An 18,343-nucleotide genomic window follows, 5' to 3' on the forward strand; every position below is an offset into this window, starting at 1 on the left:
GGTCTTTATGCAATTCTTGCATTTAAAATCCGTATTTACGTTCTCTTTTTTCGAATGCTTCCTTACCCCCTTCTAAGATCTCACATACATGTGATTTTATACCTCTACCAGAAATTTTATTGTTTATATTAAAATCACACTCTAAAGCTCCATTAATATATTCAAAACGTTTAGTATCATTTTCTGTTAATAAATTGTCTTGATTCGCTACTATAACGTTTTCTGAATCAGTTAAAACAACTAAATTTGCATTATGGGTTACAATTATTATTTGTCTCTGTTGACTCTTTTCTTTAACAAACTTAACTAAATCAGTTGATATCGTCCTATTATCTAAATTGTCTTCCGGTTGATCAATTAAGATTGGATGTGTCTCATTACTCATATCTAAAAATAGTTCTATAAGGACCAATCCTCTTTTTCCTGGTGACATTTCTGATAATCTATCTCCATCTTTTTCTAAATCAAATATTATGTTTGTATAATTAGAACTTAAAAGTTCTTCAATTGCTTTTTGCTTTGAATATCCTTTCTTATATTTTACTTTATCCATTGTAAGAGCAACTTCAAATAAGTACTGAACTTTCTCTATAAAAGTTTCTTCAGAAAATATAAAATCATCATTTTCATTAAAAATATTTTTAGTTTCATAATCAGGAAATAAATTGGTCATTTTTCCTCTTCTCACGAATATCGACAAAAATGCTTGATTAAAACTCACCTGATCAAAACCTACATAAGTTGTCAATTTCAAATCTTTAAAATATGCTTTTGTATTGAAATAGTTTTTAATTTCCTTTTTTAAGTTATACATTTTTTTAAACACTTCAAATATTCTATTTTGTGTAGCATAAACTTTATTTTCTATCTCATTTATCTCCTTTTCTAACCTCTCAATACCTATTAGGTACTCCTGTTGTTCATCAATCTTACTTTTTATTCCGTTTATAGCTGAAATCCCTCTCATTTTTTCCAATAATGGTGTAAGCAAATCATCTATACTCTCTAGCTTTTTATTTTCAGACTCTAAATTTGAAACGTGAATATTTATACTTTTTTCAACTTTAGTTTGTGCTTGTACAAATGCAGCATTAATAGCCAAATGCAATTCATCTAATACTTCTAATTGTAAATTGTAATGGTCTTTAATAGTTTTGATCTTTAAATTGATTAGCTCAAATAAAACTGATAATTCATTTGTCAGCTTTTTATCACTCTCTTTATTTATTATTACATTATTAATTTTGTTATTAATATCTACCTTTTTTAAGTCACATTCTTGAATCTTCTTTTCTTCTTCAGATGTGAGATTTGCATTAGCAATTTTAATTAGTAAAGTTTGTTCTAGCTTTACTTTTTCTTTTTCTATAGCTTCTTTATCCCCGTACCTTTTAATATCACTTATAAATTGCTCTTTTTTTTCAAATTGATCAAATAACTCAATTATATGGTTGCTTAATTCATGTTTTAATTTTACTCCTTCTGCTCCTTTAACTTGCCAATATTCCTTACTCTCATTATCTTGAAGAATAATTTCTCTTATCTTTTTTTGTAATACACTGTTTGCAGTATCTTCAGAAAGAGCATTAATATACATCTGAGGAATATATGTAATCTGGCCATTTTGGCGTGATTCTAAAAAATTACTTGTTTGGCCATTTCTCCATTTAACTTCAAAATCTACACCTTCTATAAAAGTCCCCTTATAAGAATTACTCCATAATGTTTTTCCATCAATTGTATCGTTTTCTCGTAATTGAATTTCTTCTTTAGATACAGATTGAGCGATTTTATATAACAATAGAGATTTCCCCGAAGACTTCCCACCAATTATTGTATTTAACCCTGAATTCAACTTAATATCTCTATCAATAAATTCTGCTGAGTCGTTAAATTTTACTGTTGTAATTACGTCATAGTCGTTTTTTTTATCCGGGTGTTCTTCTTGGATAACAACACGCTCTTTAGGTTCATGGAGTACCTGAATTAACCCTTCAAATACAGGCTCTGCTTTTATCCATGTAAACCTGTTTTGATCAGGTTTTCCTATTTTCTCGAAATCATGGGCATCCGAACCATGAAAGCAAGGCATTATTTTTCCACATTGTTTTATGGTTTCCTCAAAATTTCTTTCTCCTAAAAAGAAAGAACGATCTGATTCATTTGCACTAAAAATCGCATGAGAAAAACGATACAATTCTCTTCTTGTGGCTTTAAATGAATCATCTTTATTTCCCGAATTCCCATCAACATTACTATTAGGAATAACAACAATATACTTGTCCTTGAATTTTTGTTCATGTTTTCGTAGTACTTTTTTTAAATTATCTAATGATACTTTAAATTGTTTCATTCCTTCATACAGGGCCTTTTGCTTCGAGAATTTATCACAAAAAATTTCACCTAATGAAATTAAGTCTTCTTCGGTACACCTATAATGATTACCATTATATTCAAACTCTAACTCTTCTAAAAAAAACTTTTCTATAAAATTATCAACTTCTGATGAAAAGATTATATGTATATTTATTGCTCTACCTTTAAAGGTAGTCGTATTAAGCCTTAGCTCTATATTAGGTAGAACTAAATCAAGATTTTGTAATTTCCCTTCCTCTTTGAACTGCTTAACTTTCTTATATCCTTTTATAGAAAAATAGTCAGTAATCCCAATAACACTTATATCTTTAAGTTTTTCTAAAGTTTTTATATATCTAATCCAATCCCCACCAAAATTACTACTTAAAACAGACTCTGGTGAATGAATATGTAAATCCCATTTACTCCAATAAGAACCTTGAGAATTAAGTAATTGTTCCATTTTATTACTCCTTATCTTGAAAGATATTTCACCCTCTGAATACTGAATATACCTACAAGGATTTAAGATTCACTTATACTTGAAAGACCAACTCTCAAGTAATTTGACCTATGTAATGTATATTCTATAATATCCCAATTAAAATCTACCTATTTTGCGAATTGAATAAAAATTGTATTGTTTACAAAATTTTACCACACATATTTTCATTTATCCTTTTATCTCAAAAATAAAAGATATAATTATTATCGTTTATGATTAAGAATTTTTTATAGTTAGTTTCATATATTAATCCGAATTTTACTTCTCTCAAGATTTTGATTATAAAAGCCATATATTAAAGAATAAAAAAGGAGGCCTTTTCCTCCTTTTTTTGATTACAAAACACTAAACCTTAAATATTTGACGAGTTTCTACTATTATTTAGTAGACTGTTTATTAGTGTTTTCAAATCCTTAACCAACTTATAGAAAGTAGTCTTTTTAACACCCATTTCTCTTATTGCTTACAGCTGTGTCATCTTCCTTGCTTTCCAACGACCATACACGAAATTGAATTCTTTTGTAGCCTGTACTTTTGGCCGTCCAAGTACTACACCGATTTGTAAAGGAACATCTATTCCTTCACGCTGCCGTTTTCGAATACGATCTCGGTCTTCTTGCGCCATCCAAGATAGAATCTGAATCTGTAGGACTAGATCAGCAATGACTGTAGGAAGACTATCTTTATATTAAGTGGTGACCAACAAAGGCATATCCATCACTATAATGTCTACTTCAATATTCTTAGTAATGTTATTCCACTTCTGGAGGATCTCTTCATTGTTCCGACCAAAATGATCCAAAGAATGAATGTAGAGAATATCTCCTTTCCTGATCATCCGTTTTAGAAACTGATATTGTTCTCGATTGAAACTTTTACCACTTTATTTATCTAGAAAGATATCTCGTTTGTTGAGACCAATTCCCAGCATTGCTTGAAGTTGGCTTCCTTCATTTTGATCTTTGCTACTAACTCTTATGTATTCCAATCTACGAACCTCCATTTTATTTTCCTTTTTCTTCTTTCCTTCCTATTCCTCCTAAAGTGTACTTTCTAAAATTTATTAGAAGTGTCTATTGGAAACATTTGTTATATAGGTGAATAATTCATATCCTTTCTTAAATATTCCAATTATATCCAAATAAGATTTGTATAAAAGTTGTAACTTCTAGACATTTATGTTTTTAATTTATTATTAATAAATTTATTAGTAGAAATCAGTCTAAAAGATAGTCTGTAATTTGAAGTATAAAAGATTATTGATTTATAGACACAAGGAGCTTAGTAATGAAAATTAGTTATATATTTATGCCGAGTTTCTACTATTATATAGTGAACTTATTAAAGCCTTTTTCATGTTCATTAACCAACTTATAAAAGGTCGTCTTTTTAACACCTAATTCTTCCATAGCTTTTACAGCTGTCATCTCTCCGGCCTTCCATCTGGTATAGATTTCAATAAAATTGTCTGTAGCCTGTATTTTTGGCCGCCCAAACGTTACACCATTCTTTAAAGCAACATCTATTCCCTCACGCTGCCGTTTTCGAATACGATCTCGTTCTTCCTGAGCCATCCAGGAAAGTATCTGTAAAACCAAGTCAGCAATAAATGTACCAAGACTATCTTTATATTGAGTGGTATCAAGCAACGGCATATCCATCACTACAATATCTGCTTGAATATTTTTAGTAATGTCATTCCATTCATGAAGTATTTCTACTTTGTTCCTGCCAAAACGATCCAGGGAATGAATGTAAAGAATATCTCCTTTTCGGATCATCCGTTTTAGCAACTGATATTGCTCTCTATTGAAATTTTTCCCACTTTGTTTATCCAAAAAGATATCTCGTTCATTAAGACCATTTTCCATCATGGCTTGAAGTTGACGTCCTTCATTTTGATCTTTGCTGCTTACTCGTATATAACCAAATTTTCTAACATCCATTTTTTACTCCTCTTCCCTTTTTTTTCTCTAATTCTATCAAATTCGTTCGGAAAAGTGTATGCAAAATAGAGAACGTTCGAATAATAATTTCATACTTAAACGGACGAAAAAAAGAAATGAAATAATAAAAAAATACCCCGTTCGGAAAAGTGTACTTTTACGAACGTCTTAAATAACAAATCATAAAAATCAAAAACACAAAAGTAGGGAAACCTCTCTCGAAGCTTCCCCTTATCAAACCGTATGTGACTTATTAAACCGTACATACTTTATTAAACGGTACGTGTCTTATCAAACTGTACATGACTTATCAAACTGTACATGACTTATTAAATCGCACATGTTTATCAAACTACACATGACTTATAATCCGTACGTGTCTTATCAAACTGCACATTACTTATTAAACTGTACGTGTCTTATCAAACTGTACGTGTCTTATCAAACTGTACGTGTCTTATTAAACTGTACATGACTTATCAAACTGTACATGACTTATCAAATCATACATGTTTATCAAACTACACATGACTTATAATCCGTACGTGTATTATCAATACTGTACATGACTTATCAAATCGTACATGTTAATCAAACTGCACATGACTTATTAAACTGTACGTGTCTTATCAAACTGCACATGACTTATCAAACCGTGCATATCTGATTAAGGCAACGGCCCGCCCATATGTTAAAATATTCATCAAGAGGATACGTTCCAGGTATTTTCCATATTTCGGAATTGGAAAGGAGTGTAATACTTTGCTCCTTTTTCTTTTGCTCTATTTCTTGTTCTTTGTATTTTATCTTTTGACTTCCTCTTTATTCAACTCAAGCATCATGATTTACACCACCCCCGCGGGTAGGCCGCTCTTGTCACTTCTTCATCATATGGTGCACGGGTACTCCAGAACTGAACTAAGAATGTACCTGTCACAACCTGCCATGCAGAAGCAAAAGCACTTGGTAAGGCTGCAAGCGGTGATAAGTGAGTGACTGCTCATGTGACTCCAAGACCTGAATTTTGAATTCCAACCTCAATTGCGTTTGTACGACAATCCTGCTCAGGTAACTTTGTTAACTTCCCTGCAAAGTACCCAAGTAAATAGCCAATGCTATTGTGTACAAGATGAAACAATAATAATGATTGCGACAATTGAAAATAACGGTAATATTGAAGCACCCTTTTCCGGATTCCTTAACAATCACCTGCAGGGCTTCACTCTCTTGATTGTGTTGGTTTAGCGTGGTATTACCTGTTACATCACCTTCTGTGAACCTTAAGTTACCTACTGTACCATTCACTAAAACTTTAGCTATAGCGATATTCCCTCAGACTATTCAAAATAGAGATTTCCTGTAATAATTCCTCTCCAACATTCGTTTCTATCACCTTTTTTCTCTCTAGTTCTTTATCCACCAATCTTTTTACTGATAATACATCTGTTCCATTTAGGAGAACATCTTCTTTTGAATTAAAATGTTTATGTGCGACGAGTTGCATACCGTAGGAATTATATAATAACGTGTATCCGGCAATACCTGTTTTTGATTGATAAGCCTTGGAAAAGCCTCCATCAATGACTATCATCTTTCCATCTGCCTTAATTGGATTTTCTCCCTCAATTTCTTTAACAGGAGTATGGCCATTTATGATATGACCTTGATCAGGATTAAGATCAAATTCTGTTAGGATTTTGCGGCAGGTTTCCTCTTGTTCACGTAAATAGTAGTATGGGTTCTTTCTCTCTTTATGAGTTTCCTTATCTTTAATGAAATACCGTTCAAAGGTTGTCATTTCTCTTTTCCCAAAGAGTGATGAATATTCTCCTGTCCATAAATACCAGACCATATCTGTCGAAAGATCATCTGTCTCTTCAGGATGTGCAAATGCATGTCGTAAATAATGTTCAAAAATATCAAGTAAATCACGACCTGCATAGGTTTTGTTTTCAATCTCCATTTTTTCCATATTTCCTTTTTCATCTAAAGGAATACAACCATGTAATAATAGGTTCCCGTTATATTTTAAATAAAGACTGCCTTTCTTCATAAGAAAATTCATATGTCTGGCCAGCTTTTCCGAATGTTGGACAGAAAATAACAATTTGTCCATCACTTGCTCTTCTTCCTCTGATAATTGATGTGATTGTTCTGGATTAACCGTTGCAAAGCAAGTATTTTCTAGTAGGTACGTCTTCCCATGAATCGTTATTTCATTTTTGTCATAATCAATTTTCTCTAGCAAAAGCCTTTCTGACATATTAAAGTTCGGTCGTCTCTTTATGATCGGCATTTCAAGTTTGAACTGAATCATGGCAATGGCTTGATGAATTTTAGTAATTTGTAATTGTTCATGATCAGATAGTTTTTTATCTGAATGTCTCTTTGGTCGAAAGGCTGGATTGTCCTTATAATATTTCTCCGCAAGATTAAGAAGTGGTCTAAGATTGATTCCATACACATCTTCAATAATATCCAAATTGTCGTAGCGAGCACTGATACGAATAATATTAGCGAGACAAACCTTTGAACCAGCAAAGGCACCTAGCCATAGTACATCATGATTTCCCCACTGAATATCAACCGAATGATAATTGATTAGAGTTTCCATGATTTTATCAGGTTCGGGTCCGCGATCATAAATATCCCCTACGACATGAAGATGATCCACAACCAATCTCTGAGTGCTGTAAGCAAGACCAGTAATAAGCTTATCAGCCTGTCCAAGGGAAATAATTTGCTGGACAATTTTTGTGTAATACTGTTCTTTATTTGCGGATTCATCTGTTTTGTATAGCAGCTCTTCTATAATATAGGCAAACTGATTAGGCAATGCTTTCCGTAATTTCGAGCGTGTATATTTGGAGGAGGCATAAGAAATAAGCTTAATCATACGATCAATGATTACTTTATACCATTGGTTTAATTCTTGTTCATTGTCAAAATTATTCCTAATTATCTGTAATTTTTCTTCAGGATAATAAACTATTGTCGCCAATTCAATAATTTCTTTTTCGTATAATCCACCGTTAAAAAGGTCTCTTATTTTCTCTTTTACTCTCCCCGAACCATTTCTTAACACATGTTGAAAGGCTTGATACTCCCCGTGTAAATCACTGACAAAATGTTCTGTCCCCTTTGGTAAATTAAGAATGGCTTCAAGATTAATAATTTCAGTTACCACTTTTTCTTCACAATCATATTTCTGGGCAAGTAAGTCTAAATATTTTGCGTTCAAAACTATGTATCCCCTTTCAAAATTCACCATTTATTTTTTCTTCTACTAGATTGAAATTAAATACTTATATTATAAGATAAACTTAAGGGTTCTGGTGCAAAGATTGTATTTATTTGAAAGAGGTATATAATTCCTAATGGAATCTGATCTTATGCATTCATTATGTCATTATGACCGATAGTCAAAAGAAAAAGAAGTACGCACTTTCAAAAAATGACAAATATGACATTTTGTCATTCGTCACTACACAACTTCACATCAAAATAGCGTAAATACTCCCATAAAGATCTGGCTTTCTTATTCTTAAAATTTCCAAGTATAGTATGTCGTGCTGCCGCCCAGTCTCATAGGAAAAAAGAGTCCTCATTTTATACGTATAAGTATTTTATTTTTCTTCAAAAAGAAGAGGGTTAATTAAATCAAAATTTTAAGAACATCTTTTAGTCGGCTGCTCAATGATTATGCGAGGGAAAGAATGGACAAAATTGTTAAAAAGTGGGAAAGTCTCATCCAGGGGTGAACGAATTATTGAAGGCCAAAATATCAGTACGACAATTTATAATAATAGTGATCTTATTTACAGTTGGAACTTCCATATTAGTTTACCCGGCAAGTATAGCAGCTGAAGCAAAGCAAGATGCATGGATTACGGCAATACTCTCTACAGGCATTGGTTTATTATTCATATGGTTATTTAGTGCTTTAGGTAGTATTGTCCCTCAATTAACTTTAATCGAAATGTGCATGAAACTTCTTGGTAAATGGTTAGGTACCATAGCTGCTATCATTTTTATTTCCTTTTTCTATTATAGTACTGCTGCATTACTATTCTATGTAGGGAATTTCTTGACAACACAAATGATGCCTGATACCCCGATGGTATTCCCAATTATTCTTTATTTAAGCATTTTAGTTCTGGGAGTTTACCTTGGAATCGAAACCTTCGCTCGTTTTGCAGAAGTAGTTTTCCCTATAGTAATATTACTTTTAATGATTTTATTCATCTTCATTAGCCCTCAGTTTGAATTTCAGAACATTCTGCCCGTATTTGAGGTAGGGATTAAGCCTATCATGCGGGGTGGAATTCTCTTTTTTAGTAACACTTTTCTGATGCCTATTACTTTATTAATGATTTTTCCCTCTCACCTAAATCAAACCAAACAAGGTAGAAAAGCGTTTATAATGGGGGTTTTTATCGGGGCGATTATACTTGACATCATAATTGTGATAAGTATTTTGGTTTTGGGGGATTACATCACTTCTATTGAAATGTATCCAAGCTACGTTTTAGCACAAAAAATTAATATCGGGGACTTTTTTCAACGGACAGAAGCTATCATGGCCATAATATGGTTTATCACGATCTATATCAAGATGACTATATATTTTTATGGAACAGTCCTAGGCCTTGCACAGATGTTGAAGTTACATGATTACAAACCAATTGTCCTTCCATTAGGGTTGACTTTAGTTCCTTTTTCCTTATTAATGTATCCAGATATAACTTATATGCAAAAATTCGAATCGACAAGTTGGGTACCTTATGGCTTTACGATTGGTATATTCCTCCCATTATTATTACTAGGTGCAGCTGTATTTAGAAAAAACATTCTTAAAGAAAACCTACAAAATCTAAAATCTTAATTAAAATCGATTCTTAAATATGTTCAATTTTTTATTGCGTTTTTTCTTACTAACCTTCTTTAGTTTTAAAAATCAGAGTTTTGTCTTTACTACACCTTATATAAGTTGGCATGTTTTAGATCAATTGTGACAAAAAGAATGTCAAGAAATTGTAAAGGAGGAGTACAGGCAGACTTTCAATGAAACTCACCTGCATTCCATTAATTTGGGTTTGTAAAGCAATGGAAAATAACGGCAATAGAATTATGTAGGGTTCTGTGCACAAAATCTTTAGTCTTGTTGCTAAATTTCCAAATTTTTTGCGTTTTTTCTCGCCATTAGACGCTTATAAAGCGGAAAGCCAATCATATAATACCCTGAAAATGATAGCAGAATTAGGGATAAACCTGCCATTGTTAGAGCACTGTATCTATACAGATTGCCAAAAGTAGATCCATCATGTAAAGAAATGAGAAAGCCTGAGTAATCTGGCTTTGTTGATAAAACTTTCCCAGTGCTCGCATCAATTTGAACTTCTTGATTGTTTTCTAAGCGAACACGGAATACATTTGAACCTGGGCTTAATTCTATTCTAAAGATATCTTCAACCGATTTTATACCTGGAAGTTCCTGAGAAGTCGTAATGGAGATAACCTTTTCAATAGGTATCGATTTACTAGGATCTGCTTTAACCCCTGTCTTTAAATCAGTACCTAATCCAAGTGGAATATAATACACTAGCAAAAGTCCTGTTACAGCGATAAACATAAAAACAACCGATAAAATCAGTCCAGCCCATTTATGTACTTTTCGGCTAAATTGATACAAGCTTAAAGTTTTCGACAATTTCCCATCACACTCCTTGTCTTTCTTTTCAATTAAACATCACCCATCAATTCCGAAGCCGTTGTTGATTCCATTAACCTTCTTTCCATATTGAAAGTTGGTTCTGGTGCAAACATCGAATTTCCTAAACCAAAACATCTATCTTCTATTTCCTTTTTGAACTAACTTCATTTTTTTGATATTGTTGATGTCAAAATGAAATAGACCTTATGCTACAAACGAAGCGTCCATGATTTGGTATACCTCCATATAGAAAAGCAAAATAAACAAGCCCTCCATAGGGAGATCTCAATGGTTAGGTCGTATATATTATACTGCCTAATTGCATTTATGGGAGATGAGTTTTCATGTTTATTTTCTTTATAAGTCTGTGAGCTAGTTAATGAAATATCTTTGTCTCAGGTCCAATTAATGCTCCAATAGTGTAAATAATTTCTTTTGAACATGTGAAACAGAAAACATCCAGTTAATTTATACGTTAAAACGAGCAACAATAACAACATATATAATAATAATAATATATATGTTGTTGTATATTACAAAGTTAAAAACAACATAGTTCACATTGTTAACTTATCATTTTGAAAATTAATTGAAATAGAAACGTGACATTCTATTCAAACATCACATCTTTGCAATATCATTATGTGTGTAAAAAGAAATTATCATCATTTTGTTGAGTGTCTTCTTTAACTAAAGCGCCCTTTAATTGAAAAAGACGTTCCAATAAGGATAGTCCATTAATATTATTAATTCTTTTTTTGTAACGAGTCCAACTTTTCTTCAATACGATTTAATTGTTCTTTTTTCTTTTTTAAAGAGCGCCAAATCCTTTATAGCTAGTTAAGATATATACTAGTTTTGTAACAAATAATAAACCCTATAGTAACTAAAGGGTCAAGGGTAAACTCATTTTTTTAGCACTCTTAATTCTATAAGGAACTGTTCTTCTCTAAGTTTCACCCTATTCGTAAAATGATTTAATTTTTTTGATATTAAAAGGATACCTATAACTCCTTATCTCTTATCTCGTATAAAAACTTTAAATTCAATGCATACATCCTACTTATAGATCTTTTTGATTAACATTTAGTTCAATCAAATTACCATCTGGGTCGGCACAGAAAATTTGTGCGAATCCACTTTTTCCGTATGGTTTTTCAAGGATTTCAACTTCATTCTGTTTTAACCATTTAAGAGTGTCATAGTAGTTCTCGACTCTAAGGGCAAAGTGACCTTCTCTGCTGGATAGGCTTTTATCCTCACGAATCGTCTGTGAAGAGGGATCGACTATTAAGTGTAGTTGATGTCCCTCTATTTCATACCAGGCACCTGAAAAATCAAAATCAGGACGCTGTATTTCTTTTAAACATAAAGTTTTACCATAGAATTTTTTTGCTCTTTCCAAATCTGTCACAGTTAGACTTACATGATGGAGGCATTTATATTTAATCAAAACCTTCACTTCTTTCATTTCAACTAATTTTTTTTTACCTTAGTCGTTTTGTGGCTAAGATGACCCCTCGCACCGCATCTGGAGCTTGATCGGTTAATTTAAACAATTCGGTAAATAGAATCAATAATCCTTCTTCAACTAACTGCCCATTTAGTTTAACAAGAAAAAAGCCACCTAAAGATGGCTCCCGGATCTTCAAGTAACGCCCCCTTAGTTCAAGATTGGCTTTGCTAAAATCGAATTTAGTTTGTTGTTGTAGAGAATGGAGATGGTTGTTTTTCCCATTTAGTAGGTCCTTCACCTACTTCAATAAACTTTCTCCAATAATCTCCACTTTGTTTATCAAAAATGATGATGTTGCTTTCATTGGGTGAGATTAGTTTATACAACTATTAATCAGTTGAAAAACATTGATTTTTATTCTATTACTTCGACATCTTTTAGCTTTGCTCAATCGCTAAAATGTTACCGATCATTCATGTATTTTGAAAAATTTCAAATCCGACTTGAAGTAGTAAGAATATTTTGTTATATTAGTATCAATTAAATAATTTTCCCTTCTATAAATTTTGAAGAGAAGATAGAGGAGCAAAAACCATTAGTACACAATGCGAGGATAATGAGGTCCAATGACTATTGTGGAAAGGGGAATTTGCCGAAGTGGAAAGAATCTCATGTTCTTAAAGCTGGTTCTGTTATTGAATAAATGCGGGACTGTCATATAGGAAACTATATGGAGGGCTATCTTATGCAATGGTAACGACTTTTGATAAATTTTGTTCCTACTGCAACAGCGAATCCCTCGTTGTTGCTTTTTTGCGTTTCCTTTTGAATGGCTCTAACAACATCTATATTTTAAATAATAATATTAAAGGGTGTGAAGTTATGAATTTTGGGCAAGTTTTAACAGCAATGGTTACCCCATTTGATCGTAATGGCGAGGTTGATTTTAACGCTGCGAGAAATTTAGTTAATTATTTAGTCACTAATGGTTCTGATGGATTAGTTATAGCTGGTACAACTGGAGAGTCTCCTACATTAACAGCAGAAGAGAAAGTGGATTTATTCAAAATTGTGGTAGAAGCTGTCGCTGGAAGAGTACCAGTTATAGCTGGTACTGGCTCAAATAATACGAAAGCGTCTATCAGCTTAACTAGGCAAGCAGAAGAAGCAGGAGTGGATGGGATTATGCTCGTTACTCCGTATTATAACAAGCCTTCTCAAGAAGGATTATTTCAGCACTTTAAAGCAATTGCCCAATCAACCCTATTGCCGGTAATGCTTTATAATATCCCAGGACGAAGTGCTGTAAACATGTCAGTAGAGACAATTGTTAATCTCTCAAAGATAAACAATATTGTGGCAGTAAAAGAAGCAAGTGGCAACTTAGATACCATGACACAAATCATTAGCAAAACACATAGTGATTTTACGTTATACAGCGGCGATGATGGGTTAACTCTTCCGGTTTTAGCCATCGGTGGAACAGGAATTGTTTCGGTTTCCTCACACATCATTGGCAATGAAATGCAAGAAATGATCAATTTCTTTAAAAATGGTGATGTCCGTAAAGCTTCTTCTGCACATCGTAACCTTCTCCCAATAATGAAAGCATTATTTACTGCACCAAACCCATCACCGGTAAAAGCTGTATTGAATATGAAAGGGATAAATGTAGGAGATGTCCGCTTACCATTGGTCCCTTTAAACAATGAAGAAAAAAGAACTCTGCAAAGAGTCCTGCAACCTATTAATATAGAAGTACTTGCTTAAGGGAACACAAACTGGCATTCACTTATTCATCCTGAATCTGGATGCCCTAGAACTGAGCCCTTTACAGTTGTTTTTAGATTTATCAAATTCACAATCTAAAAACTCTAATATTATATAAACAAAGGGGCAACGCCCCTTTGTCTTTCTTAAAGATAGCCTTTTTCTTTCAAACTTATATGGTTTTCTTTATGGGTTACAATTAATGGAAAGAAGTGATATTCCTAGGGTCTTCCCCGCCTCAGCAATTCTCCTTGTAACTTCTATATCTTCTTTGCTTGGTGTTGGGTCGCCAGAGGGATGCTGATGACTGACGATAATAGAGGCCGCGTTGTTTAAAATAGCGGATTTCATCACCTCTCTTGGATGAACAACACTTCATTTAAACTTCCCACGTGTGCCCGGTGTAGCCCTATAACCTCATTTTTTGTATTAAGCATCATGACAAGAAATACCTCTCTGTCCTCATCTGCAATATAGGATGCCGCTAGCTTCTCTGCATCCATTGGGGAAGTTATTTTGTATGCGGCAAAATCTTTTTGCTTCCCTGATTTCCTATCTGATTCGTACAACTTCAAAGATAGATTCTAAAGTCATTCCTCATTCTCCTTTGTAATTTTGATTTTGGATTTTGCTTTTTCTTTGTTTCTTGAGTGTTTTAAAGGTTGTTTCCTTTCCTCCTTTACTTTTTAATTTTGCGTTATCCATTTTAAAGCCGAGGCGCTGATGTTCCCCAAAGGGGGATGATTTTTCCCTTTTGCAAGGAGACCGAAAAACTCGCATAGACGACTGGTCAAGGGCGGTTTAAGCACAAAAGTTTTTTATGCTACTGGCGACTTTAAAAAAGTTTTATGCCCCTTGACCGATTGGCTAGACGTCTTCGTTTCCAGCCGGAAAGGTTCGGGTACCTGCCGGATAGAAATGTAGCCGGCTTGCGCTGTTTTACGATTCGGATTCAAAAGGAAAAAGCATAATAAAAAGCAGCCATAAATGGCTGCTTTCCTTTTGATCTTTATTCTTTTATCTTGGAATCTTTTGAACTGTACAGTTTCCGGCTCGTTCGGTATGGCGGCATCCGGCAAATGAAACAGGAACTTACAGAATGTAGGAGAAGACCATACAGACTATTGTTATCGGTTCATTTAATGCCGAAGCGACACTTACAGAATGACAAAAAGTCGCTATTTCCTTTCTGATCAGTCTGTCGTGCAGCCGCTTTAAGGATGCTCTGGAATTACATTTAAAAAGAAAAACCTTTAATCTTGAATAAAATAGTCAGCCTAAATGCTACCTTGTAATCAATGTAGAGGGATATCCAGTCAGTTCAATAAAAGTTCATACTAACTTTTATATAAAACGTTCGTAAAAGTGTTCATTATGATCGCTTTATATTTTTTAATAAAGTGTTTGAAAAGAGTTAAATGGTTAGCACATCCCTTATAGGGGCCCTGCCAACGAAAGACATAATTATACGCTAGATGTCGGTTAATTTTTATTCTATACTTCGACATCCTCAAAGTGATTCTTTTTATTTTTATATCCAGCAAAAGTACTAAGAGCTATTGCTAAAAGAGAAAGTACCATTAGCGTTCCGGATATAGGACGTGAGAAAATTTCTAAGAAATTGCCTTTATATAATCCTAATGTCTGAAGCAGTGATTCTTCCATCATTTTTCCTAATATAAATACTAATGCAATAGGGGCAACTGGAATTTCGGCCTTTTTTAAAAAATAGCCTAATAAACCAAAAACTAGTAACCCGCCAACATCCCAAAGACTATTGCTGATAGAGTATGTACCAACTATAGAAACTGCGATGATAATAGGGAAAAGCATTTTGAATGGAACACTTGCTATTTTCGCCCAGAATTTGGCCAGAGGCAAATTCATGAACAATAAAAGCAGATTACCAATAAACATACTTGCTATAACTGCCCAAACAAAATCAGCATGACGAACAAACAACGTTGGACCTGGCTGTAAACCATGTAAAACAAATGCTCCTAGTAATACAGCCATTGTTGCTGAACTAGGAATTCCTAATAAAAATAACGGGATTAACGCACCAGCTGTAAAAGCATTATTTGCTGTTTCCGGTCCTGCAACACCCTCAATAGCTCCCTTACCAAAACGTGATGAATCTTTCGCTAATCTTTTCTCCATTGAATATGATAACAAAGACGGAACAACAGAACTTATTCCAGGAATTAGACCCAAGAAAAACCCTAAAACTGTTCCTCTCCCTATGGACATAACAGAGGGACGGATTTCTTCCCGACTTGGAAGTAAACCTTTGACCATAGGTGGCTTTTCAGGCTTTTTCATCTGTTGTTCTAGACCTAATAAGATTTCAGATAGACCAAAAAGCCCCATCGCGATTGTTACAAAGTCAAATCCGTCTATCAGAAAAGGTGTTCCAAATGTAAATCTCATATCACCAGAGCTTGGGGCAATTCCAAACATGGCTAAGACTAATCCGATTAAAACTGCTATGATGCCACGAATAATAGATTTCCCTGCAAGCCCTACTACCATGGTCATACCGAATAAAATTAAAGCAAAATATTCTGGAGGTCCAAAAGAGAGTGCAAATTTAACGAGATGAGGCGCTATAAATGCCACCCCAATTATGGCAACTACTCCACCAACGAATGAGCCAATTGCTGAAATCCCAAGCGCCACACCTGCACGGCCCCTTTTGGCCATTGGATAACCGTCAAGACTTGTTATAACGGAGGCTGCTTCCCCTGGTACGTTCACAAGAACAGTTGTAATCGTTCCTCCATACATTGAACCATAAAATATTCCTGACAACATGATAATGGCTGAAATGGGATCCATTGCAAATGTCATTGGTATTAGAATCGCAGTTCCTGCACTTGGTCCCAATCCAGGCAATATACCTACAAGCATTCCAACTGAAACACCTATTAAACAAAACATTATATTTTGCCAAGATAAAGCTGTTTCAAATCCTGACATCAATAACTGAAATGTATCCACCCTTTCCCCCCCTTACCATCCCCAAATGTTAGTTGGTAATGGAATATCCAAAATTGTCTTGAAAACTACAAATAATATTAGTGTTACTGAAGTTGCTGTACTAAGCGAGGTAGTCCACTTAAAATCAGGTATAAGAAGAATGAGCATAATAAGAATACTGGAAACGATAAATCCCAAATGAGGTGAAATAAGGATAAATAATAAAATGGAAAGGACAACTTTTAATACACTGATTAAAATTTTTCCTTTTGGAAGAACATCTGAAAAGGTAATTCTATTATTTTTCCTTAAGGAGTCAAGGATAAACAATATAGAAAAAACTCCAAGTAAGCCACTTAACCACAATGGAAAAAATCCTGGACCTGGCCCATACTGACCATAATATTCATACTTAAGTGAAGAATTAAACATAAAGATCGAAAATAATAATATAAAAACCCCAACCCATACACCATAATTTTTCATTAGAACAACTCCTTTCTTGGAGATAACTAATTTATGCAATAAACTCTTTTAAAAATACCCGGTTCACAGGAAGAACCGGGTATTAATTTTTTTACCAGCCGATTAAATCTTTTATATCTTCAATATCATTTTTATCTTTTTCTAATAATTTCATATAATCATCGCCATTAACATAATGAGTCTGAGTTCCTAATTCTCTCATCTTTTCTTCGTGTTCGGCATTCTTTGCAGCATTCGCTAACGCTTTTTGGAGTACTTTAATTCTTTCCAGATCTACTCCAACTGGTGCTGCTAACCCTCTAGTTGATTGAGAGATAACTGGTTCAAAACCAGCTTCTGCAACTGTAGGAACATCTGGCAGGAAAGGTGATTTTCCCTCAGCCGTCACCGCTGCAACCTTTAATTGCTTTTCTTGATGCATTGGGTAAGCTTCGCCAACACTGGTAATTAATACATCAACGTGTGCACCTAAGAAAGCAGCTCTAGACTTAGCAGTACCCTCAAATTGTATTGCTCTAAATTTCGTACCGAGTTTTTCGTTTAATTTTAATGTAACTAAATGATCATCCCCAGCCACTCCAGTTGCTGTTGTGGTTACTTCATTTTTTTTTGCATACTCCACTAATTCTTCAAAGTTTGAAAATCGGTTGTCGTTCACTCGAATTGCTACAGCACCAGGATCAGCAACGTGATTTCCTATTGTTTGAAATTTATCTAGATCAATTTGCTTCTCCATTGTTGGATTGACTAATCCACTTGCAAGATTAGGGGAGTTAAGAAATCCTATTGTGTATCCATCAGGCTTGGCATTGGCAATTCCATTCCATCCAACCCAGCCGCTGCCACCTGGTTTATTAATGATATTTACTGTAACCCCTAACTCATCCTCCAAGTATGGCTGAAGTGTTCTAGCTGTAGTGTCTGTTCCTCCGCCTGCATCAAAAGCTACAATTATGTTTAACGGCTTATTAGGAAAATTATCCTTTTTACTTGATGAAGGATTCGAATTAGCTTCCTGAGTACTTGAACATCCAGCCAGAATACTGAAAATTAAAATTGCCATGAAAACGAAAGAAATAACTTTTTTCATTTAGAATCCCCCCTAATTTATAGTTTAAATTGTTTTCTTAACT

11 protein-coding genes, 2 pseudogenes and 1 riboswitch are annotated in these 18,343 nt (G+C 33.8%); of the genes and pseudogenes, 2 read left to right on the forward strand and 11 right to left on the reverse strand.

The features are described from left to right. Nucleotides 1–22 precede the first annotated feature (22 nt). The 4 genes and pseudogenes from QFZ72_RS27940 to fbp all read right to left on the reverse strand — a co-directional run bounded on the left by QFZ72_RS27940 (nucleotide 23) and on the right by fbp (nucleotide 8,047). Nucleotides 23–2,818, reverse strand: a complete 2,796-nt coding sequence (locus tag QFZ72_RS27940) for a TrlF family AAA-like ATPase (RefSeq protein WP_307440293.1) — start codon at nucleotides 2,816–2,818, stop codon at nucleotides 23–25. Nucleotides 2,819–3,326: 508 nt separating this feature from the next. Beyond that, a pseudogene (locus tag QFZ72_RS27945) lies at nucleotides 3,327–3,863 on the reverse strand (recombinase family protein); the annotation flags it as partial. 322 nt (nucleotides 3,864–4,185) lie between these two features. Then, nucleotides 4,186–4,806: a recombinase family protein gene (locus QFZ72_RS27950; protein ID WP_307440295.1), complete on the reverse strand. Its 621-nt coding sequence runs from the start codon at nucleotides 4,804–4,806 to the stop codon at nucleotides 4,186–4,188. Nucleotides 4,807–6,118: 1,312 nt separating this feature from the next. Continuing rightward, the gene (fbp, locus tag QFZ72_RS27955) at nucleotides 6,119–8,047 is read right to left on the reverse strand and encodes a fructose-1,6-bisphosphatase (protein WP_307440297.1); all 1,929 of its coding nucleotides are present in this window, start codon (nucleotides 8,045–8,047) and stop codon (nucleotides 6,119–6,121) included. A 528-nt stretch (nucleotides 8,048–8,575) separates the two neighbouring features. On the opposite strand from fbp, the gene QFZ72_RS27960 reads away from it, so the two are divergent. Continuing rightward, complete coding sequence (locus tag QFZ72_RS27960) at nucleotides 8,576–9,691, forward strand: GerAB/ArcD/ProY family transporter (protein ID WP_307440298.1); 1,116 nt, start codon at nucleotides 8,576–8,578, stop codon at nucleotides 9,689–9,691. Nucleotides 9,692–9,973: 282 nt separating this feature from the next. Here the strand turns inward: QFZ72_RS27960 and QFZ72_RS27965 are convergent, their stop codons facing one another. From QFZ72_RS27965 to QFZ72_RS27975, 3 genes are all read right to left on the reverse strand, one after another. Next, nucleotides 9,974–10,516, reverse strand: coding sequence for a PepSY-associated TM helix domain-containing protein (locus QFZ72_RS27965; protein WP_307440300.1), 543 nt, complete (start codon nucleotides 10,514–10,516; stop codon nucleotides 9,974–9,976). Between the two features lie 1,066 nt (nucleotides 10,517–11,582). Continuing rightward, nucleotides 11,583–11,972 (reverse strand): VOC family protein, encoded by a 390-nt coding sequence (locus QFZ72_RS27970; protein WP_307440302.1) that lies wholly within the window; start codon nucleotides 11,970–11,972, stop codon nucleotides 11,583–11,585. A 34-nt stretch (nucleotides 11,973–12,006) separates the two neighbouring features. Continuing rightward, a complete protein-coding gene (locus QFZ72_RS27975) occupies nucleotides 12,007–12,171 on the reverse strand; it encodes a hypothetical protein (protein WP_307440303.1) in 165 nt (54 codons plus the stop codon). A gap of 374 nt (nucleotides 12,172–12,545) precedes the next feature. Then, a riboswitch (Lysine riboswitch) is annotated at nucleotides 12,546–12,724 on the forward strand. A 133-nt stretch (nucleotides 12,725–12,857) separates the two neighbouring features. Between QFZ72_RS27975 and dapA the strand changes: the two genes are divergently transcribed. Further along, entirely contained in the window at nucleotides 12,858–13,745 is an 888-nt protein-coding gene (gene dapA, locus QFZ72_RS27980) for a 4-hydroxy-tetrahydrodipicolinate synthase (RefSeq protein WP_307440659.1), read from the forward strand. Nucleotides 13,746–13,931: 186 nt separating this feature from the next. Here the strand turns inward: dapA and QFZ72_RS29705 are convergent. From QFZ72_RS29705 to QFZ72_RS28005, 4 genes and pseudogenes are all read right to left on the reverse strand, one after another. Beyond that, a pseudogene (locus tag QFZ72_RS29705) lies at nucleotides 13,932–14,248 on the reverse strand (JAB domain-containing protein). Nucleotides 14,249–15,239: 991 nt separating this feature from the next. Further along, a complete protein-coding gene (locus QFZ72_RS27995; RefSeq protein ID WP_307440307.1) occupies nucleotides 15,240–16,745 on the reverse strand; it encodes a tripartite tricarboxylate transporter permease in 1,506 nt (501 codons plus the stop codon). 12 nt (nucleotides 16,746–16,757) lie between these two features. After that, on the reverse strand, nucleotides 16,758–17,210 hold the full coding sequence (locus QFZ72_RS28000) for a tripartite tricarboxylate transporter TctB family protein (protein ID WP_243551595.1): 453 nt from the start codon (nucleotides 17,208–17,210) through the stop codon (nucleotides 16,758–16,760). 91 nt (nucleotides 17,211–17,301) lie between these two features. Continuing rightward, nucleotides 17,302–18,300, reverse strand: a complete 999-nt coding sequence (locus QFZ72_RS28005; protein ID WP_307440310.1) for a tripartite tricarboxylate transporter substrate binding protein — start codon at nucleotides 18,298–18,300, stop codon at nucleotides 17,302–17,304. Nucleotides 18,301–18,343 lie beyond the last annotated feature (43 nt).

This window comes from Bacillus sp. V2I10 (assembly GCF_030817055.1).
GTDB lineage: Bacteria > Bacillota > Bacilli > Bacillales > Bacillaceae > Bacillus_P.